This is a genomic window from Lactobacillus agrestimuris (assembly GCF_943193025.1).
GTDB lineage: Bacteria > Bacillota > Bacilli > Lactobacillales > Lactobacillaceae > Lactobacillus > Lactobacillus agrestimuris.
The window spans coordinates 1-24,784 of the sequence record NZ_CALPCQ010000008.1 but is presented as its reverse complement, the minus strand read 5'-3'; the positions used below and the strand labels follow the sequence as shown (position 1 = coordinate 24,784).

Below are 24,784 nucleotides of genomic sequence, written 5' to 3'. Positions count from 1 at the left end.
AAAAGAGGAATTTACATGCAACAAATTACTTCAGTAAATAATAAACTAATTAAAGATTTGAGTAAGCTAAATAAGAAAAAATATCGTGAAGAAACAGGCTTATATATCATCGAAGGATTTCATTTGGTTGAAGAAGCCTTAAAATCAGGGCGAAAATTTCAATATCTACTTGGAACAGATGAAGCTCTTGCTGAAGCTGAAACAAGCTACAATGTTGATTTAGATCAAAAAAATGTCATTATGATCAATAAGGCAATTTCACGTCATCTTAGTTCAACTAAAAACCCGCAAAATATTTATATGATTTTAAAAATTGCGCAACCTCGAGAATTTAATTTTAACTATGGAAAATGGGTTTTGCTCGATAATTTAGCAGATCCAGGTAATGTAGGGACTATTATTAGAACTGCAGATGCGGCCGGCTTTGATGGCGTTATTTTATCACCAGAAAGTGTTGATTTATATAATCCAAAAACTCAGCGCGCAATGCAAGGAAGTCAGTTCCATATTGATCTGATTGTTCATGATTTAGTTGATGCCATTAATCAATTTGAATCTGTTGATATTCCAGTTTACGCAAGTATGCTAGATAAAAATGCCAAAAAATTAAATGAATTTGATCTTGTTCCTCAACTTGGCTTAGTTATTGGAAATGAAGCCCATGGTGTAAGTGAGTTTATTGCTAATTTAAGTAATGAAAAATTGTATATTCCAATTATTGGACAAGCCGAATCATTGAATGCTGCAGTTGCCGCAGGTATTATGATATATCACTTTTTATAAAACACTTGTATTAAGTAAGTGATTTGCATATAATAAAGTTACATAAAATAATAATTTAAAGTTGTGAGGGGATCTATAATGACTCAAGCTGTAAAAGATAAACAGAAAGAAGGCTGTAAAAAGCCTGAAAATTATGAACTTTGTGGTCACTTTATAAGTGCTTTTCAAATTATTGGTAAAAAGTGGAATGGTTTAATTATTAGCTCATTATGTGATACTGAGGATATGAGATTTAAGGATTTGGCTCGCTGCATTACTGCATGCTCTGATCGTGTCCTTGTTGAACGTTTAAAAGAACTTGAGAATGAAGATATTGTTAAGCGTTCTGTTAATAAAGAAACTGGGATTATTTCTTATGGTTTAACTAAAAAAGGCGCTGATTTAAAGCCAGTTTTTGACAGCGTTCATAGTTGGGCAGATAAGTGGGTTTAAAAAAGACCTTGCAAGTTAAAATAAAAAGGCTTATTCTATTTATAAATTACTAAGATCAAGACTAGTAACAATTAAATGTTTCAAAAGAGAGTTCTTTTTACTAGCTGAAAGAAAGAATGTTACATAGATTGTGAATTTCATCTTGGGAGTAGAATCTAATCAGTTCCGGTATTTCACCGTTATCGAAAACTTAAGTGTGGATGCAGTGCGTCCAAACTAGGGTGGTACCGCGAAGCTTCGTCCCTTTTGGGGATGAAGCTTTTTTGTTTGAAAGGAAAGAAATATGGACTTGTTTGATAAATTAAAAGAGCTCCGTCAAAATGGGCTTGATGAAATCAAAAAGGCTTCTGATGAGAAGAAATTAAATGAAGTTCGAGTAGAACTTGTTGGTAAAAAAAGTGAACTTACTAACATTTTGCACTCAATGAAAGAAGTTGCTCCAGAACAACGTCGTGAAGTTGGGCAAAAAGTTAACGAAATTCGTGATCTTTTCAATAGTCATTTAAATGCTGCTAAGGACGAAATCCTTGCAAAGGTTATTGCAAAAAAGATGGAAGAAGAACGAATTGATGTCACTCTTCCAGGTCGTAAAGGCCATTTAGGTTCTAAGCATCCGATTAATATTATTTTAGATGATTTAGAGAACTTCTTCATTGGTATGGGTTATAAGGTTGTTCAAGGTCCAGAAGTTGAAACAGATCACTATGTTTTCGAAATGATGAACTTGCCAAAGGATCACCCAGCTCGTGATATGCAGGCTACATTCTATATTGATGACGAAAACCTTTTAAGAAGTCAAACTTCTGGTGATCAGGCCCGTGTCCTTGAAAAACATGATTTTTCAAAGGGTCCACTTAAGATGGTGGGTCCTGGTAAGGTATACCGTCGTGATGATGACGATGCTACTCACTCTCACCAATTCATGCAAATGGAAGGTTTAGTAATTGATAAAAATATTACTATGAGTGATTTAAAGGGAACTTTGGAATTAATTGCTAAGCATGTCTTTGGTCAAGATCGTGAAATTAGACTTCGTCCAAGTTATTTCCCATTTACCGAACCATCTGTTGAAATGGACGTTTCTTGTTTCAAATGTAATGGTAAGGGATGCGCAATCTGTAAATATACTGGCTGGATTGAAGTTTTAGGTGCCGGTATGGTTCACCCTAATGTTCTTGAAAATGCTGGAGTTGATAGCAATGTCTATGGTGGTTTCGCATTTGGTTTAGGACTTGATCGTTTCGCTATTCTTAAATATGGTGTAACTGATATTCGTGATTTTTACACAAATGATGTTCGTTTCTTAGAACAATTCCGTAAGGAGGAAGATTAATGCTAGTTTCATACAATTGGTTAAAAGATTTTCTTAATATTGATGAAGATCCAAAAGATTTAGCAGAAAAGATTACTCGTACAGGTGTAGAAATTGAATCTGTTATTCATCCAGAAGAAGGTTTAAAGAAAATTGTAGTTGGTCACGTTGTTGACTGTGAAGATATTGAAGGAACTCACCTTCATCTAACCCATGTTGATGTTGGCGAAGATGAACCATTACAAATTGTTTGTGGTGCTCCTAATGTTGCCGCAGGACAAGATGTAATTGTTGCCCTTCATGGTGCAAGAATTGCTGGAAATGAAAAGATTAAGAAGGGTAAAATTCGCGGTATCCAATCTTTTGGTATGATTTGTGGAATGCAAGAAATTGGATTCTCAGATAGTGTTGTTCCTCAAAAATACGTTGATGGAATCTTTGTTTTCCCTGAAGATGCTGATGTAAAACCTGGTCAAGATGTTTATGAAGCTCTTGGCATGGATGACTACATTCTTGATTTTGATATTACTCCAAATCGTGCTGACACCTTATCAATGGAAGGTGCAGCTTACGAAGTAGGTGCAATTGTAGATCAAAAACCAAAGATTGAAGAAGTTGTACTTAAGGCTGATGGCCCTGAATGGACTAATGATTTTGAAGCTAAGGTTGACGAAAAATTAGCCCCTAAGTTTTACTTGAGAAAGGTTTCGGGAGTTAAGATCGCTGAAAGTCCACTTTGGTTGCAAACTCGTCTTTGGAATGCCGGAATTCGTCCAATTAATAATGTTGTTGACGCAACTAATTATGTAATGCTTTTAACTGGTCAACCAATGCATGCTTACGATGCAAGAGCTTTTGCTGATGGTAAACTTGAAGTTAGAAAAGCAAATCAAGGCGAAAAGCTTACTTTATTAAACGATAAAGAAGTAGAACTTGATCCTAATGATATTGTAATTACTGATGGCAAGACTCCAGTGATGATGGCTGGTGTCATGGGTGGAAAGAATTCTGAAGTTGAAGATGATACTACTGATGTAATTCTTGAATCTGCTATTTTTGATGGTACTTTAGTTCGTAAATCAGCCCTGCGTCATGCTAACCGTACCGAAGCTTCAAGTCGTTTTGAAAAAGGCGTTAACTGGGATAATACTCAAAAGGCCCTTGATATGGCAGCAATTTTACTTAGAAATGATGCTAACGGTAATATCAATGAAGGTGAAATTAAAGCAACTGATAAAGATAGAAAACCAGCTGTAGTTAAGACAACTATTTCATACATTAATAAGGTTCTTGGTACTGAATTATCTAGTGATGAAGTGGTTAAGATTTTTGATCGTTTAAACTTTGAAACAGAAGTAAATGGTGATGACTTAACTGTTACTGTTCCAAATAGAAGATGGGATATTGAAATTCCAGCTGACTTAGTTGAAGAAGTTGGTAGAATTTACGGTTATGATAATTTGAAGTCAACTCAACCAGTTTTGCCAACAACTCAAGGTGGATATTCAGAAGATGAAATGAAGATGCGCCGTATTAAGAATATTGTTGAAGGTCAAGGAATGATGGAAGCAATTTCCTATTCATTAACCTCTCCAGAAAAAGCTGTTCGCTATACTTTGAATCCAAAGGCTTTAGTTGAAGTTCAATGGCCACTTAATTCTTCACGTAGTGCTATGCGTCAAAACTTAATGACTGGACTTGTTGATGCAGCTAGTTATAATATGGCTCGTAAACAAAAACAATTGGCACTTTATGAACAGGGTCGCGTATATGATCATGATGGTGGCAATTTCAATGAACATGAACATTTAGCTACTTTATATGCGGGTAATACATTCTCAGATAATTGGCAACATTTAACTCAAAAGATTGATTTCTACTTTGTTAAAGGTCAACTTGAAAACTTATTTACTGCGGTTGGAATTAATCCAGAAGATGTAGAATATCGTGCTACTGAAATTGATGGAATGCACCCAACAAGAACTGCAGCTATGTATCTTGACAATGAATATATTGGTATGATCGGTATGATTGCTCATGCAGTAACTTTAGCAGAAAAAGCTTTACGCGGTGCAGAATTGTACGGCTATGAATTAGATCTTGATGTGCTTGATGAACACCTTCAAAAGGGTATGACTGCTAAGGCTGCACCTAAGTTCCCATCAATTGAACGTGACTTATCAATTTTAGTAAAATCTGATGTTACAAACCAAGAAGTTGAAAATGTTATTAAGTCAAATGCGGGTAAATATTTGAACGATTTACATGTAATTGATGTATATTCAGGTAGTCATATTGAAGAGGGTAAGAAGAGTCTTGCTTACAATTTGGTATTCTTGAATGAAAATGATACTTTGACTGATGACGTTGTTAATAAAGCAATGGAAAAGGTTACAGAAGCACTTCAAGAAGATTTAGAAGCAAAAATTCGTTAATAGTTGACTTTGCCCCAAGAAAACAATATTATGTTTCAGTGCATATAAGTTAAGTAAATATTAAATAAGGAGTTATCTAGAATGGCAGAAAAATCATTTCCAATGACTGCTGAAGGTAAAAAGAAGCTTGAAGCAGAATTAAAGGACTTAAAGTTAGTTAAGCGTCCAGAAGTTATTCAAAGAATAAAGGTTGCACGTTCATTTGGTGACTTGTCAGAAAACTCAGAATACGATGCAGCAAAAGATGAACAAAGTCATTTAGAAGACAGAATTGCGCAAGTTGAAGAAATGCTTAAATATGCGCAAGTTGTTGATGCAGAAGCAGTTGATCCTAATGAAGTATCAGTTGGTAAAACTGTCACTTATACTGAAGTAGGTGAAGATGATCCAGAAACTTACACTATTGTAGGTAGTGATGAATCAGATCCATTAAATGGTAAGATTTCTAATGATTCACCAATTGCACAAGCTTTACTTGGTAAGAAAAAGGGTGAAACAGTTACAATCAATACTCCTGGTGGAAAATTTGATGTCGTAATCAACGAAGTTAAAGCTTAAGAAAAGATCAGGAGGAATATCCTGATCTTTTTTGCTAGAAAGGTTTTTATTATGAGAAAAGTCGGAATAATCGGTATGGGTCATGTTGGTGCAACAGTTGCCTTTACTTTGTTTACTCATGGAATTGCTGATGAATTGGTTTTAATTGATCAGAATGAAAATAAGGTTAATGCAGAATACAATGATCTTCATGACACATTAGCAAGAAACAATACATATGTTAATGTGATTGAACAAGACTGGGATGCCCTAAAAGATGCAGATATTATTGTAACTGCATTTGGTGATATTGCTGCATCAGTTAAAACAGGGGATCGTTTTGCAGAAGTTCCAATTAATGTAAAGAATGCTAAGGAAGTTGGAAAGAAGATTAAAGAAACTGGCTTTGATGGGGTCATTATTAACATTTCTAACCCATGTGATGTTGTTTCTCAAATTTTGCAAGAGGCTACTGGTTTAAAGAAAAATAGAGTATTTGGTACAGGAACATTTCTTGATACTGCCAGAATGCAAAGAATCGTTGGTGAAAAACTAGGTCAAGATCCACGTAACGTAGAAGGATTTGTTCTCGGTGAACATGGTTCATCACAATTTACTGCTTGGTCAACTGTTAGAGTAAATAATAAGATTGCCATGCAATTATTCGATGAAAAGCATCAAGAAGAAATTAGTGAACAATCAAATAAGAATGCATTTATCGTTGCTAAGGGTAAGGGCTACACGAGCTATGCAATTGCTACTTGTGCAGTTCGTTTAATTCAAGCAGTATTTAGTGACGCACGCTTATACTGCCCAGTATCAACATATAATCCTGAATTCAGAACTTATATTGGATATCCCGCTATTGTTGGACGTGATGGAATTGAAGAATTGATCGAACTTAATTTGACAAGTGAAGAACATGAAAAGCTTGAAAGTTCAGCTGAAAAAATTAAAGAAACTGTTGATAAGAATAGATAAATAAAAACAAAAAATGACGAGGAAATTTTTCCTCGTCATTTTTATTTTGGCTAAAATTATTATCTATCTTCGTGATTAGTGAAGTAACGGTAGTCCTTACTCTTGTCGTAGATAACACCGCGAGCGTTTTCACCGTTTGAAACTGAGAAAACAGCATCTGGATATTTATTCTTAACTTCGTCTTCGATTAAGCCACGCATCATTTTATTGTTTGCTAAAACAGAACCAGTTAAAGCAATCTTCATTGGTTTAGGATCTTCATAGCGATCAAGACCAATGATAATATCACGAGCTAAAAGATGAGCTTGATCTTTAATAACTGCTGTAGCATGTTTATCACCGCTATCTGCAAGCTTAGCAACGTGAACAGCCATACCAGCAACATCTGGATTTTCCATCTTGTAGAACTTAGCGTTACATTCGTCCATATGTTCAACGCCAAAAAGCTTAGTGAACATAGGAATAAGTCCGTTTTCTTCACGCTTGTCCCAGCTAAGAAGAGCAGATTTCATTGCAGCAACAGAGATTGCATAACCTGAACCTTCATCGCCTAAGATATTACCGTAACCACCAACGGCTATTAAATGTCCATCTTGCAAACCGTTGTAAACAGAACCAGTACCTGCGATTACTAAAGCACCATCATCACCTTCAAGACCACTGTAAAGGGCTAAAAGTGAGTCGGTAATTGCTCTAGTAGGTAAGTTATTGATTCTTGATGAAATTGTTGCAGCAACTTCTGGAGCATTACCAACAACTGATAAACCAGCAATTCCGACTAAAACACGCATACAGTCGCCATCAATCTTGTCTAATAATTCATTGATAACTTCTGAAATATTGTTAATTCCGCCTTCGTAATTAGCATTGATTTGACCTGGGCCACCTTCAGCGCGACCAAGTTCATTGCCATTCATATCATATGCGATTGCAGTGGAGTGAGTACCACCAGCATCGACACCAATTTGGTATTTAAGAGCCATTGTCTACTCTTCTTTCTATTTAAATTTTGTTAACGATTTCATTTTATTACAAATGCATAGACCTAGTCTAGTGCCAAAATAATTTTAGAAATACTAAACTCATTAATGATATCAAAATTCCTAGTAGTAATGCAAATGGAATGTATATGAAGATTAATTGATGAGATCCCTTTTGCAATTTGGCACTTAAAAAAGTATTTGCGAAAAGACCTTTATGAAGTAAATTTCCATTATCAAAAATCAGCCAATTTTTGCTATATGGAATTGTAGTATTTAAAATTTTAGTTTCCTTAGTTGAAAAGCTATTTGTTCTAAGTAACAGTGGATTAACTTGATGAGTAATGGGTTGATTTTGATTAAAACGTGTTAGAACTTTATCCATTTCATTAAGATTAAGTTGCCATAATTTTAAGTCGCTTAAATCTAGATTAGTCGCCTTTAGAACGAATTTAATTTTTAAATGAGAACTTGTTTGATAGTTACTAATATTGATTAAACGTGTTTGATCATCACGCATTGATAGGTCATATTCTTGATTATTGATGTAGAGACTAACTGAATTTTCATTTAAACTAGCAGGCAATTGCAAATAATATGAGTCATTTCTGTTAGCTTGATAATTGAATGTAATGTTTGGATTATTAGCATTCTTCTTCCAGTTATATAGCTGACGATTATTAGGTAAGAAAGATACTCCAGAAGTTTTGGGAGAATTTAAAGTAATTTCTTTAAAAAGACTAGAAGTTGAACCCGTAATTTTCTTAAATAGAAGTTCCTGATTGTAAATAGGATCATCAGCCATCCAATTAAGTGAAGATGAAGATATATTACTCAAGAATGCTAAGGGTAAGGAAGTATTATTTTTATTTAAAATGAGCTGAGAAAAATCTTTTACAATTGGATATTTATTGGTATCAGGTCTTTGGTTGTTATTATTAAACTGCATTTTGGCCTTTTCGTTGATATTATCTCGAATATAATTTGGCTTAAGATAATATTTGATCCCCAGTAAAGAATCTGTCAATAAAGTCCCACCATTATTGGTTACCGAGTTACTATTATGAATATATCCAAGTGAAGAAAGTAACTTTAAACTTTTAGCATCCGTAATCGAATTAAAACTTGTTATACCGTTGTAGTTACTAGTAAAAGGATCGTCATCCGAACGATAGAAAGTTTTTTCAACTCGGTAAAAATTTTTATCTTTTTTATTTAGATAATTGGTAGTTTCAGAACTATTAATTAAGTAATTTTGATAGTCGCGATTTTCTTGGTAAGAAAGATTATTTAATGAAAAAATTAAATTTGCAACCATTTCTACACATACAATTGTGTATAAAAAGACACCCGCAAATTTATTTTTGGTAAAGATAAAAAGTAAAAAGAGTAGACCTCCGAAAATGAAGGCGGCTGAAATGATAATATTTGTATCGTTGATAAATGTAAAGTCGTTTTGAAAGAAAATCCAGTAAAGAATTAATCCAAGACCAATCAAAGATAAGATAATATTAGAAATCCAAGATAAATCTTCTTCAGTAGATAGAAAATTAATTACTAAATTTAGGGCAAAGAAAATCAGTACAAAGCTAAAGCGAGCAGGATACCAGATAGGAAATTGTCCCATGTGCCATAACAAAACTAATGGTGAGAAAATTGTAGATAGTAGCAAAAATAGCAATAAAATACCATTGGCCATTTTATTTTTCCAATTGATTTTTTTGGAGAAGAAATAGGCAATAGTTAATAAAGTTAATGGCAAGGAAATGAAAATGTTTGGTAGTCCTTTTTCCATTTCATGAAAGTTATAAGAACCATCAATTAATTTGCTTAATTCATCAAATGGTTGATATTGTAAAGAAAAGTCCCAGGTAGCTCCGCCACTAACCTTGCCTGCTAATAATTCAAAAAAGACAGGTAATAAAATAAATGCCGCTAGAAATGAGGCCAAGATACTATTTAAAAGATATCTCTTAATGAGTGGGAAACGATCTTTTGAAGGAAAAAAGAAAATTTTGCTTAAAAAATATAAAAATCCAAAGAGTAAAGCCATGTAACCTGTATAAAAATTAGTTATCCAAAGAGCAAAGGTTACTAAAATTAAATGATTTTTCTTTTTAGCCAATGTTTGATCAATTGCATCAATTAAAAGAGGTAACAAAATTAATGAATCGAGCCACATCAAATTAATATGGTTGGCAATTACATATCCTGACAAGGCATAGGCAATACTTGCAGTTAAGGCATAAGTATTTTTAACTGATCCATGCCTTTTCCAATAATAAAAAGAACTTAGTCCAATACTTCCGATCTTTAAAGAAATCAATAATAAGATAGCAAAGGGAAGATATTTAATTGGAAATAAAAATAGAATTAAATTAAAGGGACTAAAAAGGTAGTATGCATCAACTCCGATCATTGAATTACCTAAACCGTTACTAAAACTATAAATTAGGTTTAGAGAATCGGTGAAAAGATTTTTTCTTAAAAAAGCCAATAAATCAACATATTGCTGTCCAAGATCAACCGTTAAGATGTTAAAATTGTTACATGCAAAATAAAGATAGAATACTGCCATTGGAATAATAAAACTAATCCAATATGGCCATGAATTTTTATTGAAGAATTTTTGGATGAATTTTTTAAAATTTATTTGTATCATCTTAAAATTTCTCAAAGCTCCTTTCACAAGCATAGAATTAAAGCTTGCTTTTTGTTAAAATAGTTGCAGTTTAGTGAGGGACGATATACGTGAATAATTTTTTTAGAAAAAACAGTGGTACTGGCTCTAATAAGCAGTCCTCTACACCAATTAGAATGAGAATCATCCTTGGGATAATTTTTGTATTGTTTGCGCTGCTAATTGCTCAATTGGCTTATTTGCAGCTTGCATATGGTTCACGCTTTAAAGCTGAAGTTGCAAAAAGTGATTCCAATGTGGTTTCAAATCAAGTGCCTCGAGGGGTAATGTATGACGCTAAAGGGCGAGTCCTAGTTGGAAATAAGGCCAATAACGCGATTACTTACACCAAGAGTACGGGAACTAGCACCAGTCAGATTTATAAGATCTCAAATGCTTTAAGTAATTATATTAGCATTACTGATGAGAAGCCGACTGAAGAACAATTAGCTGAATACTATTTAGCAGATCAAGCTAATTCTACTAAAATCACCAATAAATTGCCAAAGTCAAAGACAAATAGTCAAATTTTAACTACTCAGGAAATTAATCAGAATATGATTGATGAAGTTAAAAAAGAAAATATTAAGTTTACGGCTCGTCAAAAGACTGCGGCCTTAATCTTTAATAAGATCTCAGGTGCCTATACTTTGTCAACGATTTATGTTAAGAATAAGGATTTAACCGACAGAGAAATTGCTCAAGTTGGTGAACACTTATCTGAACTTCCTGGCGTTGGTATTGGTACTGACTGGGAAAGATCATATCCTAACGGATCATCAATCCAAAGTATTATCGGTTCAGTTTCAACTGAAAAATCTGGTTTACCAAGTGATAACTTGCAATACTATTTGTCACAAGGATATTCTCGTAACGATCGTGTTGGTACATCATATCTTGAAAAAGAATATGAACCTCTATTAAAGGGTAGTAAATCAACTAGCGAAGTTACGACAAAGAGTAATGGTGATATCCAGCAAACCAAGACAGTTTATAAAGGTGAAGCTGGAGCGAGTTTGATGTTAACAATTGATGCTAAGTATCAAAAAGAAGTTCAAGCAAGTTTAAAGCGAATTTATAACAATGCAGTTGCAGCAGGTGCCGCTCGTTACTCAAATGGAGCCTACGCTGTTGCAATGGATCCAAAAACTGGAGCCTTGCGTGCAGTTGCTGGTTTGAGTCGTAATCCAAAGACTAATAAGATTGTTGATAATGCCTTAGGCGTAATTAATCAATCATACGTAATGGGATCTGTTGTTAAGGGGGCAACTGTATCTGGTGGTTTGATGAACAATGTCATTACGCCAACTAACAACACTTTACCAGATACACCAATTTACTTACCAGGTTCAGCGGTTAAAAAATCTGTTTATCCAATTGGAACTTTCGGCTCATTGGATGCAGAAAGTGCTTTGGAAGTTTCAAGTAACATTTATATGATGCAACTTGCTTTAAAATGGGTACATGCAAAATACGTCCCTAAGCAATTTATTTCAATGCCGAATGATTCATTTGATGTTTTACGTCGAAACTTTAGTATGTTTGGTTTAGGTCAAAAGACTGGAGTAGACTTACCGGGAGAAGTTTCAGGTATTGAAGGTCAAAGTTTTGATGATCAAGGTAGAATTCGTTCAGGTTCACTTCTTGACTTGGCATATGGTAACTTTGATGCTTATACACCAATTCAATTAGTTCAATATGTTTCAACAATTGCTAATGGTGGATACCGTATGCAACCATATATTGTTCAATCAGTTGGTAAAACTGGTAGGGATGGTAAGAAGATTTATATTAATTACAATAAGAGGCCAAATGTTCAACAACAAATTCCATGGACTAAGGCTGAACTTAATGTAGTTCAAGAAGGTTTCTGGAGAGTTGTGCATGGTACTAATGGTTGGGGTACTGCCCACCCTCTTAAGAATGTGAAACCTTCAATTTCAGGTAAGACTGGTACTGCTCAGACTTTCTACTATGATCCTGATCATCCTAACCGTAAGAATCCACCTGAATTAATTAACGCTACCTTTGTTGGTTATGCTCCATCTAAGAATCCACAACTTGCAATTGCAGTTGTTTTCCCAGGTTTAGATCCTGATTTAGAAGGTACATATACTTTGCAAGTAGCCAAGGAAATGGTTCAAGATTACTTTAAACTACACAAGTATTAAAAAGTACTGGTCAAATGGCTTGAAAAATGCTATTCTAATACAGTCAGAATATAAAAAATGTAGGTGGTGAAAGAAATGGCAGATAACATCATTTTGGAATGCACCGAATGTGGCGATAGAAGTTACTTATCTAAGAAGAACAAGCGTAAGCATCCGGAACGTTTAAGTTTAAAGAAGTATTGCCCTGTTGAAAGACACGTAACACTTCACCGTGAAACTAAGTAATAACTTTAAGATAGCAGGTTGATGCCTGCTATTTTTTTGTATCAACCGATAAATTTAAAATGCAAGAAAAGATAGAATTTAGAAAAAATCAAAAAGAGTTATTGAAGGCTTTTTCGTTAACAGAAAAAAAGAAAATTGAAGATAGGCTTATAACCGAAAAGTTAATGGCCACAAATGCCATAGCTGAGAGTCAAACAATTGGTATTACTTCTTCTTTACCGATTGAAGTTGACACTTCAGAAATAATTGCGAGTTTGTGGGATGCAGGAAAAGAAGTTTACCTTGCAAGAGCAAATTCTGATCATAGTCAAGATTTCTTGAAATATACTTATCGATCAAAAATTGTTAAATCAAAATTTGGCGTTGAAGAAATTGGCGATAAAAATGCAGAGATTAATAATGATCTTGATTTGATTATTGTACCTGGATTAGCTTTTTCAATTGAAGGCCATGAAAGATTAGGCTTTGGTGGTGGCCATTATGATCGTTTTTTAGCTAAGCATCCGAATTCCAAAACGATTGCTCTTGCCAATTCAAGAATGATTTATGAAAAGCCGGTCTGGCCGATTGAAAAGACTGATATTCCGATTCAAGCAATTGTAACAACAAGTAAAATATATTATTAGAAAAGAGGCTACTATGAATAGAAGAATTAAATTCTCAGATGCTTATATGACATTTGGAATCTTAATTGTCTTATTGGCAGTATTTATTGCAGAAATATTTTTAGGTGGATCAGAAAATACTGCCACGCTTTATAAAATGGGAGCTATGAGTAACTATACTGTTGTTGCTGGTGGACAATGGTGGAGACTGTTTACAGCTCAATTTGTACATATTGGTGTTTTACATTTGGTTTCAAATGCTGTGATCATTTATTACATGGGAATGTACATGGAGCCGTTACTTGGTCACTTTAAGTTTTTGGTAATTTATCTTTTGTCAGGTGTAGGCGGCAATTTGTTGAGTCTAGCATTTGGTAGCGATGCAGCAATTAGTGCAGGTGCTTCGACAGCTTTATTTGGGCTCTTTGGTGCAATGACTGTGGTAGGGATTAGAAACCGTAATAATCCAGTTATTGCTTATTTGGGTCGTCAAGCATTTGTTTTGGCCCTGATCAATATTGCATTTGACTTATTTATGCCAGGTATTGATATTCAAGGACACATTGGTGGATTCGTTGCTGGATTCTTATTGGAATTTGTATTAGGTGATGCTATTAAAAATGAATATAATATCAAATGGCGAGTATTAGCCGGTGTAGCATTAATCATATATGTTGTTTTAACAGTAAGACGTGGAATGGTAATTAGTTTCTAATGAAGACTTTATATGATGTTCAACAACTTTTAAAAAAATATGGAATTTTTGTTCATGTTGGAAAAAGAATTTGGGATATTGAGTTAATGGCTCTTGAACTCGACAATATTGATAAAGCGGGTTTAATCGATAAGCATGATTACTTAGTTGCTAAACTCATTTTGAAACATGAGCATGAAATCGAGGAACAAAACCAAAAAGATGGGAAAAATGAATAGCGTCAAAATTATTTTAGCGGTATCATTATTACTATCGTAAGTTTTTAGAGGGGCGTTATTTATGTCAAATTTTTTAATTATCTTAGATGTTATTTTACTCGCAATTATTTTAGTATTTGCTGGTATTTGGCTTTGGAATAGAATCCAAGCCAAGAGGATTGGTGGTCAGCTAAGCAATGAAGAATTTAAGCAAGGGATGAGAAAGGCCCAAATCGTCGATTTAAGAGAAAAAGAACCTTTCAAGCGTAAACATATTGATGGTGCGCGTAATTTGCCTTATACGATGCTTAAGTATCAATTCAATGAACTTCGTCCAGACTTGCCAGTTTACCTTTACTCTGATTCATTAACTGTGACCTTACGTGCAGCAAGACTATTGAAAAAGAATGGTTTTAGTTCAATTCACTACTTAAAAAATGGATTTGAACAATGGGATGGACGTACTAAGGCTTCTAAATATTAATAAAAAAGCTTGAGTAGAAATACCCAAGCTTTTTGTCTATTTTTAGCAATAAAGGAAAGAAAATATGCAAAAAGTATTAGCGATTGTTGGTCCGACAGCTGTGGGAAAAACGAGTTTAGGAATTGATTTGGCAAAAAAATTAAATGCTGAGATTGTTTCTGGAGATTCCATGCAGGTTTACCAAGAAGTATCAATCGGAACAGCAAAGGCGACAGAGGATGAAAGAGCTCAAGTTAAGCATTACATGGTTGATACGCGATCAATTTTTGAAGAATATTCTGTAAAAGATTTTGTTGATCAAGCAACTGAGGCAATTACTGAAATCGGTCAGAAAAATAAATTGCCAATTATTGTAGGAGGTACCGGTTTTTACGTTAATGCTTTACTGAATAAAATGCAGCTAGGTGAAAAGACCCCAGAAGAGACAAGTGTTACCAAAAAGTGGGAAGATTTTCTTCAAGAGAACGGTCCTCAAAAAATTTGGGAAGTATTAAATGAAAAAGATCCAGCAGCAGCAGAGAAGATACCGGTTGCTAATGCCAGAAGAACGTTAAGGGCATTGACTGTAATTGATCGAACAGGTAAAAAGTTTTCTGAGCAACAAGAAAAAATTGAACCGAGATATGATTATTTGATTATTGGTTTAAATTCTAATCGGGATGAAATATACGACCGCATTAATTTAAGAGTTGATCAAATGATGGAGCAAGGCCTGCTTGATGAAGCCAAATATGTTTATGAAAATAAAGATCGCGCACATCAGGCGCTACAAGCAATTGCTTACAAAGAATTCTTTCCGTATTTTGAAAAAGAGGAAACTTTAGAAGAAAGCGTAAATCAATTAAAAACAGCATCGCGTCGCTACGCTAAAAGACAGTTAACGTATTTTAGAAATAAGTTACCGGTTAAATGGTTTGATCCCTTACATGATGAAAATTGTGAGGAAAAAATTTTGAAAACTGTAAATAATTGGTTAGGTAAGTAATTATGGTGTGGTCTAGACTATGCCTATATGAAAAACATAAATGATAATAAATTAATAAATTTAGAATATAATTCCGCTAATTTGCTTTAGGAACAGGTTTTTGCGCCCAAAAATAAAAAGATTAAATAAGTATAAAGAAAGATATTTTCTCTTAGACCAATTTGACAACTTCTAATTGGTCTGCTATCATGATGAAAGTTCTATGAAAGAATAATTTAATCTAGAACGATTTAATTAATAGTTATTTGATTTTTTAGGTGGAAACTATGAGTAAAACAGTTACAGCAGAAGATATTAGAAAAAGTGTTGAAGATAATGATGTGCGCTTTTTAAGATTAAGCTTTACTGACATCGATGGTAAGCTTAAAGCAGTTGAAGTGCCAAAGAGTCAACTTGATAAAGTCTTGACTAATGATATTCGTTTCGATGGTTCTTCAATCGATGGCTTTGTAAGAATTGAAGAAAGTGACATGGTTTTATATCCAGACTTTTCAACTTGGTCAGTATTACCATGGTCTGATAATCGTGGCGGCAAGATTGGTCGCTTGACTTGTTCAGTTCACAAGACTAATGGTGAACCTTTTGAAGGTGATCCAAGAAATAACTTGAAGCGTGTACTTAAAGAAATGAAAGATATGGGCTTCAGTGATTTTGAAATTGGTTTTGAAGCAGAATTCCATTTATTCAAGCTTGATGAAAATGGTAATTGGACTACTGAAGTTCCTGATGAAGCCTCATACTTCGATATGCCATCAGATGATGAAGGTGCAAGATGTCGTCGTGATATTGTTGAAACTTTAGAAAGTATTGGTTTTGAAGTTGAAGCGGCTCACCATGAAGTTGGTCGCGGTCAACAAGAAATTGACTTTAAGTTTGATGATGCTTTAACTACCGCAGACCGTGTCCAAGTATTCAAGATGGTTGTTCGTGAAGTTGCTAGAAAGCATGGCTTATATGCAACATTTATGGCTAAACCACTTCAAGGTGAAGCTGGTAACGGAATGCACAACAACATGTCACTCTTCAAAGATGGCAAGAATGCATTTTACTCAAAGGATGGCGAATACCACCTTTCAGATACAGCTTTGTACTTCTTAAATGGTATTTTGGAACATGCTCGTGCAATTACAGCAATTGCCAACCCAACTGTTAACTCATACAAGAGACTTATTCCTGGTTTTGAAGCTCCTGTTTACATTTCATGGGCAACTAAGAACCGTTCACCACTTGTTCGTATTCCAGATGCTAATGAAGTTGGTACTCGTCTTGAAATGCGTTCTGCTGATCCAACTGCTAACCCATATCTACTTCTTGCCGCATGCTTAACTGCTGGTTTACAAGGTATCAAGGAAGCCAAGATGCCAATGGATCCAATTACTTCAAATGTCTTTGAAATGACAGAAGAAGAAAGAGCTAAGCACGGCATTAAGCCACTTCCTTCAACTCTTCACAACGCTGTTAAGGCATTTAAGGAAGATGAATTGATTCAAAGTGCTTTGGGTGAACACTTAACTAAGAGCTTCATTGAATCAAAGAATTTAGAATGGGCACAATACAACCAATCCGTTTCCGATTGGGAAAGAAATCGTTACATGGGTTATTAATTTAAAGAATTTTAAGCACAAAGAGATGGTCTATATTTATAGATCATCTCTTTTTTTTGCTGTGAATTTAAATGAAAAAATAATATTCAAATACGAATATTTAACCATTTCTTCTTAAATTATATGCACAATATGAGTCGAGATGATTCTGTTTATTATTTTTAATAACAGTATCAATTTTGTAATAGGGAACATGGGAGTTTAGAATGAAGAAAAATTTCAAAATTACAAGTTTAACCGCTGCTGCATTAGCATCAGTTGTATTAGCTAATACAAATTTCAATAATAACGTTAAGGCTGCAGATGCTGCTCAAAGTGAAAAGACTGTAGCTGCTAAGAAGGAACAATCACCTGAAGAACAAGCTAAGTCAAATATCGATAACGCACAAAAGGAAGTTAATGATACACAAAAAAGTGTTGATTTTTCAAAGGCTGGTTTAGAAAAGGCTAAGGCGGAAGTCGTAAAGCCGGATCAAACATATCAAGATCAAAAGACTAAGACTGATAAGGCTAATGATGATGCTAAAAATAAGAAAAATGCCTGGGATGAAGCTGTCAAGAAGCAAAATGATGCCCAAAAGTTAGATGATGAAGCTACTCCAGAAGCGATTGATAAGGCAAAGCAAGCCGTAACTGATAAAAATTCTGAAATTAGCAAAAAACAGCAAGATGTAGAGAAAGCTCAAGCAAAGCAAGGTGCGGCGCAAAAAGCTGTTGATGATGCTGAAGCCGATGTAAGTAAGAAGCAAGCAGCTGTGACTGATGCACAAAATGCTAAAAAGAATGCGGATACGCAAGTTGCAAATGCTCAAGATGCTTTGAAAGGTACAGGTATTAATGAAGCAGCAAAAAAATTAAAAGATGCCAATACATCGGTTAAAAATGATGAAGATGCTATTTCTAATATTAAGAAAGATATAGCAACTAAAACTGCAGATAAAACAGCTAAGTCAGATGCTAAATCAAATGCCGAAGAGGCAAAGCAAACTGCTGAGCAAGATAAGCAAAGTGCTCAAAAAGACTATGATTCAAAGAAAAGTATTAGTGATAAAGCTAACACTGCAGTAAAGGCAAAGCAAGAAGAAATTGATAAAGTAAAAAGTAAGCTAAATTCGTTAAAAGAATTAAGTCAAAATACTATTAATATTGGTGATAAAGATGCATTCTTGCAAGCATTTGTTGATTATGGTGTTGATAATAAGTTATCTGACAAAGATATAGCTAACATTAATAGAGTTCGTAGCTTAAATAGATTTATTCATTCGGAATCTGATAAACATGAGAAAGTAGATTTAAATAACCTTACTGATCAACAGTTACAAGAAATATCTTTATTCACCTCAGACATTTTATCTAAAGTTAGAAATCAGCTGGGGTTAAATGTTGCTGATGACCAAGTGACAGATGGATCTATAGATATCGCTAAAAAGATAGCACAAAGATATCAAGATGACTTTAAAGCTGGAAAATGGCAAGGTGATTGGCATGATTCTTATGGTATAAATGATGTTGCTAATAAAAATGGATTGAGACCTAATAAGGCTAGTGATGGAACTTTAGATTCAGTTGATCAACCATTAGAAGATATGTCTAGTGCATATTATCGGGATAAAGTAATTACAATGGATAGATTGAAAGGAGATATTTATGATTCTCTTTTAAATATGATATTATCAGCAGGCAATGGTATTACTCATCCAGGTGGAACTTCAACTTATGAAATGGAACATTCGGCAGGATTATTAGGATTTACTATTCCGAGCGTTGAAAGTATTAATAATGAGAAAGAAACTTATGAATTTTTCTTAAATACAACGAAAAATGAAAAGCCGACATATCCTGGAGGTCAGTTAATATATTATGAGGATGGAAATAAGTATACTAAGGATGAATATATTGATTTTTTAAATAGTAAAATAAGAAAATTAGATACTAAACTTCAACAGGTAGAAAACAAAACTTATCGTCCTCAAAAAGATGACATTGAAAATATTCAGTATGTAGCTGTAATACCAACTTATTTCAATGGTGCCGACTTATTTACGGAGTTTCACTTTATTAATATTTCATCAGATCAAATATTAAAGAATAAAGATTCTTATGAAAAGTCAATTCCATCATATAAGGATCAAATAGTAACGGCTACTAATCAGATAACTTCTTTATCCAATAACCTTGAGAAGCTAACTGCTGATGCTCAAGAAAAGCAACAGCAAACTGATCTTGCTAAGTCTGCACTAGATCAAAAGAATCAAATAGCTCAGGATAAACTAGAGAAATTTACCCAGGCAAATACAGATTATCAAGCTGCAGTGAATGCTTTACAAAGCGCTATTAATCATGAACAAGAATTACAAGATGCTTATAAGCAACATCAAAGTATTCAACAAGAAGCACAAAAAAGATATAAAAAGTTAACGGCTTCTAACGAAGAAAAAGCCAAAAACTTGGAAACTGCAAAAGAAGTACAAACTAAGGCTGCTCAAGAAGTTGAAGCTGCAAAGACAGCCTTAGATACCGCTAAGGATAGTTTAGCCAGTGCTAAAAAGGCCCAATTAGATTTAGCTACCGATATTGCTAATAAACAAAAAGCAGTTGGCAATGCTCAAACTGAATTAGTAAAATTACAAGCTCGTCAATCTCAACTTGAGGGTGCTCATCAAGCATTAGCTGATGCTAAAATTACTACTCAAAAAGCTAAAAAGGACTATGATACTGCAAATAAAGTAGCAGATGAAGCCAAGACTCAACTTGATGCACTTAAACCAGCTAAGGATGCTGCTGATGCGAAAGTAAAGGATGCAGAAGGTAAATATGATCAGGCTGTAGCTAAATTAAATACTGCCAAAGATAAATTAGATCATGCTAAGCAAGTTCTTTACGACCTTGAACATCCAGCTATCTATTTAGATGACGCTTCTGAAGTTCAAAAGCCTCAAACTCAAAAGACCGTCAACACTTTAAATAATGAAGTTGAAAAGACTACTCCGACTATCAAGAAGTCAACTTCAGTTAAGATTGAATTTATTCATAATTCTTACGTTTATACGCTTCAAGGTAAGATTGTAAAGCGTCACGGCAAGAGATACTTGATTAGAAAAGGTCACAAGGCTGTAGCTCTTCACAATGCCAAGATTGTCAAGATTAACGGTAAGAAGTTCTACCAAATTGCTAAGAACGAATACGTTAAGGTTGTTAATACAGTAACTGCAACTAAGAAGATTAATGTTAAGGCTGTAGTTAAGGGTAAGAAGAACCACAAGTTAAGAACTTATTCATCAATGGGTAAGCTTAGTCGCCATTACGTATATGGTCAAAGAACTTACAAGTTTACTGCTAAGAAGGAAATTAAAGGTAGGACTTACTACAAGGTATCTGGTAAGAATGAATGGGTACCAGCAAGCAAGTTAACTTTGAAATAATTTGAATAGCTTAAATAATTAATCATGAAAAGAAGATCTATATGCGAATATAATCGTACATAAGATCTTCTTTTTTATTTGTGATCGTTTACATTAAAAATTTTTACTTACGAAGAGGAAGTTTTTCTGGTATAGTGATCAACGTCGCTAAAAAAGGGAGGAATTTTCTTTAATGAGTAATACACAAAAAAGTGGAATGAGAGCTCGTGTCGATGTAAAGAATCCATGGCTCGCAATTCTTCCGTTATTGTTGGGGTCATTTGTAGGTATGTTTAGTGAAACAGCCTTAAATGTTGCTTTACCTCAACTTATGAAGGCCTTACATGTAGGTGAAGGTTCAGTTCAATGGCTAGTTACAGGTTACATGCTTGTTATCGGTATTGTTTTACCTCTTTCTGGCCTGCTTACTAGATGGTTTTCAACTAGAAAATTAGTTATTTTTGGTTTGTGTGCCTTTATCGTGGGTTCACTTATTTCAGGCTTCGGAGTTAACTTCGCTATGGTATTAGTGGGGAGAATGATCCAAGGTATCGGAACCGGGATTATCTTACCACTTATGTTTACTGTTGCAATGCTTATTTTTCCACCTAATAAGTTGGGAACAGTTAACGGTATCTTAGCTTTAGTTATTATGTTTGCGCCAGCCATTGGTCCGGTAGTTACTGGATTTATCTTGGCTGCAGGTTCTTGGAATGCTGTATTCTTCTCATTCGTAGTATTATTGGTTATTGCTTTAATATTGGCTATTCCATTTGTGAAGAATGTAAACCAACTAACTAAGACTAAAATTGATTTTCTTTCAATTCTTCTTTCAGTTGTCGCCTTTTCGGGTCTTATTGCAGGAACAAGCTTTGCTAGTCATTCAGGCTGGACTTCCCCAAAAGTACTAATCACTCTTTTAGTAGGTGTATTAGCTCTTATTTGGTATGTTAGAAGACAGCTTACAATCGACAATCCAGTTTTAAATTTACGTGTGTTTAGATACCGTAACTTTATGTTGGGTGCAATTTTAATTATGATTGACTTCGGTATGAATTTGTCTGTAATGTACTTGTTGCCTCAATATTTGCAAAATGGTTTGTTAGTATCTGTAGCGCTAACAGGAATTATTATGTTACCTGGTGGTTTGGTAACTGCCGCAACTTCAGCTGTAGCAGGAAGATTATACGACAACTTTGGTGCTAAATGGCCTGCAAGATTGGGATTCTTAATTGCTGCAGTAGGTGCAGTATTATTTGCATTTGTTACTACCGACAGTCCAATTTGGTATGTAATCTTAGCTCATATTATCGTGATGATTGGTGCTCCACTTGCTTTATCACCATCACAAACATCAGCTTTGAACTCACTTAAAGGCATTGAATCAGCCGATGGTTCAGCTATTTTGAATACTATTCAACAAATTGTTGGTGCCTTGATTACTGCAATTGTTACTAGTTTTTTAACTATCGGAAAGAATTCAGTAAGTGGTTCAATGGCATTTAAGTTTACTAATGGTATTCATTACGGTATTTACTTTACCATTGCTTTAGCAATTATGGGCTTTATCGTTGCTTTATTTGTTAAAGATGATGGTAAAGAAGATTAAAAAGATTGACTTTATTGTAGAGTATTAAATATAACCGTAATAACTTAGATCAAAATAAATAAGGATGAGTGCATAAACTCATCCTTTTTACTTGGCAAATTTTGTTAAAACATTTCTTATAAGATATTTACATCGACTGAAATAAAGCATTAAATATTATAAGGAAGTATTAGAGGAGGAAACAAACAATGACATTACCTTTTAAAGCGGTGGCCGTTGATATGGATGGAACTTTCTTAGATGATCGTAAACAATATAACCATGAACAGTTTGATAAGTTGTTAACTGAATTTGAAAAAAGAGGAGTTCACTTTATTGTCGCTTCAGGACGTCCTTATGCCCGTCTTAAAGAGGATTTCAAAGACTTTGCTGATCGAATGGACTTCGTAACTGCAAATGGTTCAAGACTTATTCTTGAAGGTAAAGAAGCTGCTGTTTATCCATTTAAGCGAGAAGATATGCTTGAATTAATTGCACAAGTTCAAGCCAAGTATGGGAAAATGGCAACTATGGTCTTTGAAAGAGAAATGGCATACCTCCATAGTGAAGTTGCTAAGCAAGAAAGAGACTTTTTGGCTTATTTTGCCGGTGCAAGCACAGTAATCGATGATTGGAATGATTTACCAAAGGATGATATTATTCAAGTTACTTTTGGGATGGATAGTAATCATGCAAAGGACATTGAAAAAGCATTTAATGATACTCATTCAAATAAGATAGTTGCTTTTGCTTCTGCTAATATGGCAATTGACGTGAATGTTGCAGGGGTTAATAAGGGTTCAGGATTAAAGAGACTTTTAGAAAAGCTTGACATGACTGGTGACGATTTAATTGCCTTTGGTGATGGTGGTAATGATATTGATATGCTTGACTTTGCTAAATATTCATATGCTATGGATAATGGTATGGATGAAGTGAAAAAGCATGCAAGCTACATTGCTCCTGCTAACACCGAAAATGGAGTATTTAGAGTACTTCAAAAGTATTTAGATGAAAATTAATTGAGTAACTGCCGATTTTTCGACAGTTTTTATTTTGAATTCGTTTGCATAAAAATTTTTACTTACGAAAAAAATTTATTTCTGGTATTGTAATCATTGTCGTGAAAAGGAGAAGGAGAATTACATGCCAACTAATAAAAAAGAAGGACTTATTTTTACTTGTTTAATGTGCTCAATGATGGTGCTCGGAATGAGTGCTTGGAACTTATTTATCAATAATGCTTTTGAATGGTCACACTTAGCATTAGGATTCTTGCCGGGATTCATCGTTGCCGGTTTGCTTGATATTTTACTTGTTGGACCAATCGCTAAGAAGATCGCATTTTCAGTTTTACCAGAAAATATTGAAAGAAAGATTTTTATTGCATTAACTATTTCTGGTTTGATGGTTTTAGGAATGGTTTCTTTCATGTCTATTTATGGAATCGTAGTAAATGGCGCAGAATTCACTATTTCAAATTATGCTAGAACTTGGGGAATGAACTTTATCATGGCTTTACCACTCAATTTGATTATTGTAGGACCAATTTCTCGAGCAATTTTAGGCAAAGTTCAAGCTAACTCAGTTCCAGTTGAGGCTTCAGCTGAATAAAATTAAGTATGATGCTATTTAGCATCGTATTTTTTTACTTAAAAATGTACAATAGTAATAAGAAGTTATTTGAAAGAAGGATAAATAATGGCAGACGAAATTACTGTTAACTTTCAAGCTAAGAACCCAAGTGGAATTAAACTCTTGAATCGTTTGTACGATGCTCACTTAGTATTAAATGATATTGGCGTTCGCTTAGATGACGAAATTACTAATGAAAAAGAATTAACTGTACCAAATCAAGAAGATGTTAATAACTTAAATGATGTTTTTGGAAAGTCAGTTCAAACTTTCACTGATATTACTGATGCTTATGGTGATGTTAATCAATTCGCCGATAACTTTGGTGATGAAACTAAGAACTTTGCAGAAAAGTTACTAACTGAAATGATTGACTTTAACAATGGTATTGCTGATATTGGCGATACTGAAGGCGGACTTGCTGCTTACGATGATGACAAGTTAAATGATTGGGTAAATCAAATGATGGGTGATATTGTAGCAACAAACGAAAGCTTTAGTAATCTTATTAAAGATAATAAAGATTAATAGGTAATATTCAATACATGGACCTTCAGGCAGGGATGCTTGGAGGTCTTTTTGAATTTGATATCAAAAGTGGGCAAATATGATGGAATTATTCATAATGAGTAAAAATATGATATTATATCTCAGATTGTAATTGTGATGGAAGAGGTATTAAATAATGAAAATCAAAAAGGTTCTTTTAGGTTTAGTTTTTGTGTTGGGTGTTGTGGCTGTTTTTACGGTTATGCTCAAGCAAGTGAATGCAGCATCTGATGAACAAACTGTTGCAGTGATCGGTGAATCTAATGTCAATATAGAAAAGTATATTGAAAATAATCCATTTATTAATTTTTTCAATGAAATACCAAGAAAAAAGAACGGTTTACGATATTACTATAATAAATGGAGTCACAGGAAAAATTAAAAAATAAGGGTGACAAGCTTGATTCTGAGACTGTCAAATCTTTTGTGTAAATAGTTCTTTCTCGCAAATTGATTTTTTAATTATTTATTTAATCAAAATAGGA

The 24,784-nt window shown here is 34.1% G+C and carries 22 protein-coding genes and 1 other annotated feature; of the genes, 20 read left to right on the top strand and 2 right to left on the bottom strand.

Annotated features, from left to right (window positions below):
- The first annotated feature begins 15 nt into the window (after positions 1–15).
- The 6 genes from NFR82_RS03605 to NFR82_RS03580 all read left to right on the top strand — a co-directional run bounded on the left by NFR82_RS03605 (position 16) and on the right by NFR82_RS03580 (position 6,480).
- Complete coding sequence (locus NFR82_RS03605) at positions 16–783, top strand: TrmH family RNA methyltransferase (RefSeq protein ID WP_251716914.1); 768 nt, start codon at positions 16–18, stop codon at positions 781–783.
- Positions 784–861: 78 nt separating this feature from the next.
- Entirely contained in the window at positions 862–1,215 is a 354-nt protein-coding gene (locus NFR82_RS03600; protein WP_251716912.1) for a winged helix-turn-helix transcriptional regulator, read from the top strand.
- A gap of 42 nt (positions 1,216–1,257) precedes the next feature.
- Positions 1,258–1,463: a binding site (T-box leader), on the top strand.
- A gap of 35 nt (positions 1,464–1,498) precedes the next feature.
- On the top strand, positions 1,499–2,548 hold the full coding sequence (gene pheS / locus NFR82_RS03595; protein ID WP_251716911.1) for a phenylalanine--tRNA ligase subunit alpha: 1,050 nt from the start codon (positions 1,499–1,501) through the stop codon (positions 2,546–2,548).
- Positions 2,548–4,962, top strand: coding sequence for a phenylalanine--tRNA ligase subunit beta (gene pheT, locus NFR82_RS03590; RefSeq protein WP_251716909.1), 2,415 nt, complete (start codon positions 2,548–2,550; stop codon positions 4,960–4,962). Before pheS ends, pheT begins: the two co-directional genes overlap by 1 nt.
- Before the next feature lie 81 nt (positions 4,963–5,043).
- Positions 5,044–5,520 (top strand): transcription elongation factor GreA, encoded by a 477-nt coding sequence (gene greA, locus NFR82_RS03585; protein ID WP_251716907.1) that lies wholly within the window; start codon positions 5,044–5,046, stop codon positions 5,518–5,520.
- 51 nt (positions 5,521–5,571) lie between these two features.
- Positions 5,572–6,480 carry an L-lactate dehydrogenase gene (locus tag NFR82_RS03580; RefSeq protein WP_251716905.1) on the top strand — a complete coding sequence of 303 codons (909 nt, stop codon included), beginning with the start codon at positions 5,572–5,574 and terminating at the stop codon, positions 6,478–6,480.
- Positions 6,481–6,539: 59 nt separating this feature from the next.
- Here the strand turns inward: NFR82_RS03580 and NFR82_RS03575 are convergent, their stop codons facing one another.
- Complete coding sequence (locus NFR82_RS03575; protein WP_251716903.1) at positions 6,540–7,463, bottom strand: N-acetylglucosamine kinase; 924 nt, start codon at positions 7,461–7,463, stop codon at positions 6,540–6,542.
- Positions 7,464–7,530: 67 nt separating this feature from the next.
- Complete coding sequence (locus NFR82_RS03570) at positions 7,531–10,122, bottom strand: YfhO family protein (protein ID WP_251716901.1); 2,592 nt, start codon at positions 10,120–10,122, stop codon at positions 7,531–7,533.
- A gap of 155 nt (positions 10,123–10,277) precedes the next feature.
- Here NFR82_RS03570 and NFR82_RS03565 point away from each other — a divergent pair, with 155 nt between their 5' ends.
- From NFR82_RS03565 to NFR82_RS03500, 14 genes are all read left to right on the top strand, one after another.
- Positions 10,278–12,311 carry a peptidoglycan D,D-transpeptidase FtsI family protein gene (locus tag NFR82_RS03565; RefSeq protein WP_420908732.1) on the top strand — a complete coding sequence of 678 codons (2,034 nt, stop codon included), beginning with the start codon at positions 10,278–10,280 and terminating at the stop codon, positions 12,309–12,311.
- 75 nt (positions 12,312–12,386) lie between these two features.
- Positions 12,387–12,536 carry a 50S ribosomal protein L33 gene (gene rpmG / locus NFR82_RS03560; RefSeq protein ID WP_004046092.1) on the top strand — a complete coding sequence of 50 codons (150 nt, stop codon included), beginning with the start codon at positions 12,387–12,389 and terminating at the stop codon, positions 12,534–12,536.
- Between the two features lie 59 nt (positions 12,537–12,595).
- The gene (locus tag NFR82_RS03555) at positions 12,596–13,162 is read left to right on the top strand and encodes a 5-formyltetrahydrofolate cyclo-ligase (protein WP_251716898.1); all 567 of its coding nucleotides are present in this window, start codon (positions 12,596–12,598) and stop codon (positions 13,160–13,162) included.
- Between the two features lie 13 nt (positions 13,163–13,175).
- Positions 13,176–13,856, top strand: coding sequence for a rhomboid family intramembrane serine protease (locus NFR82_RS03550; RefSeq protein WP_251716890.1), 681 nt, complete (start codon positions 13,176–13,178; stop codon positions 13,854–13,856).
- Positions 13,856–14,074, top strand: coding sequence for a YqgQ family protein (locus NFR82_RS03545; RefSeq protein ID WP_251716888.1), 219 nt, complete (start codon positions 13,856–13,858; stop codon positions 14,072–14,074). Before NFR82_RS03550 ends, NFR82_RS03545 begins: the two co-directional genes overlap by 1 nt.
- Positions 14,075–14,135: 61 nt before the next feature.
- Positions 14,136–14,537: a rhodanese-like domain-containing protein gene (locus tag NFR82_RS03540; RefSeq protein ID WP_251716886.1), complete on the top strand. Its 402-nt coding sequence runs from the start codon at positions 14,136–14,138 to the stop codon at positions 14,535–14,537.
- Positions 14,538–14,601: 64 nt separating this feature from the next.
- Complete coding sequence (gene miaA / locus NFR82_RS03535; RefSeq protein WP_251716884.1) at positions 14,602–15,522, top strand: tRNA (adenosine(37)-N6)-dimethylallyltransferase MiaA; 921 nt, start codon at positions 14,602–14,604, stop codon at positions 15,520–15,522.
- Positions 15,523–15,788: 266 nt separating this feature from the next.
- Positions 15,789–17,126 carry a type I glutamate--ammonia ligase gene (gene glnA, locus NFR82_RS03530; protein WP_251716882.1) on the top strand — a complete coding sequence of 446 codons (1,338 nt, stop codon included), beginning with the start codon at positions 15,789–15,791 and terminating at the stop codon, positions 17,124–17,126.
- Positions 17,127–17,332: 206 nt separating this feature from the next.
- Entirely contained in the window at positions 17,333–20,548 is a 3,216-nt protein-coding gene (locus NFR82_RS03525; protein ID WP_251716880.1) for an SEC10/PgrA surface exclusion domain-containing protein, read from the top strand.
- Between the two features lie 172 nt (positions 20,549–20,720).
- Entirely contained in the window at positions 20,721–22,136 is a 1,416-nt protein-coding gene (locus NFR82_RS03520; RefSeq protein ID WP_251716878.1) for a DHA2 family efflux MFS transporter permease subunit, read from the top strand.
- Positions 22,137–22,324: 188 nt separating this feature from the next.
- Positions 22,325–23,137: a Cof-type HAD-IIB family hydrolase gene (locus tag NFR82_RS03515; RefSeq protein ID WP_251716876.1), complete on the top strand. Its 813-nt coding sequence runs from the start codon at positions 22,325–22,327 to the stop codon at positions 23,135–23,137.
- A 124-nt stretch (positions 23,138–23,261) separates the two neighbouring features.
- The gene (locus NFR82_RS03510; protein WP_251716874.1) at positions 23,262–23,729 is read left to right on the top strand and encodes a DUF2798 domain-containing protein; all 468 of its coding nucleotides are present in this window, start codon (positions 23,262–23,264) and stop codon (positions 23,727–23,729) included.
- 87 nt (positions 23,730–23,816) lie between these two features.
- Positions 23,817–24,278, top strand: a complete 462-nt coding sequence (locus NFR82_RS03505) for a hypothetical protein (protein ID WP_251716872.1) — start codon at positions 23,817–23,819, stop codon at positions 24,276–24,278.
- A 157-nt stretch (positions 24,279–24,435) separates the two neighbouring features.
- Complete coding sequence (locus tag NFR82_RS03500; protein WP_251716870.1) at positions 24,436–24,681, top strand: hypothetical protein; 246 nt, start codon at positions 24,436–24,438, stop codon at positions 24,679–24,681.
- Positions 24,682–24,784: the final 103 nt, after the last annotated feature.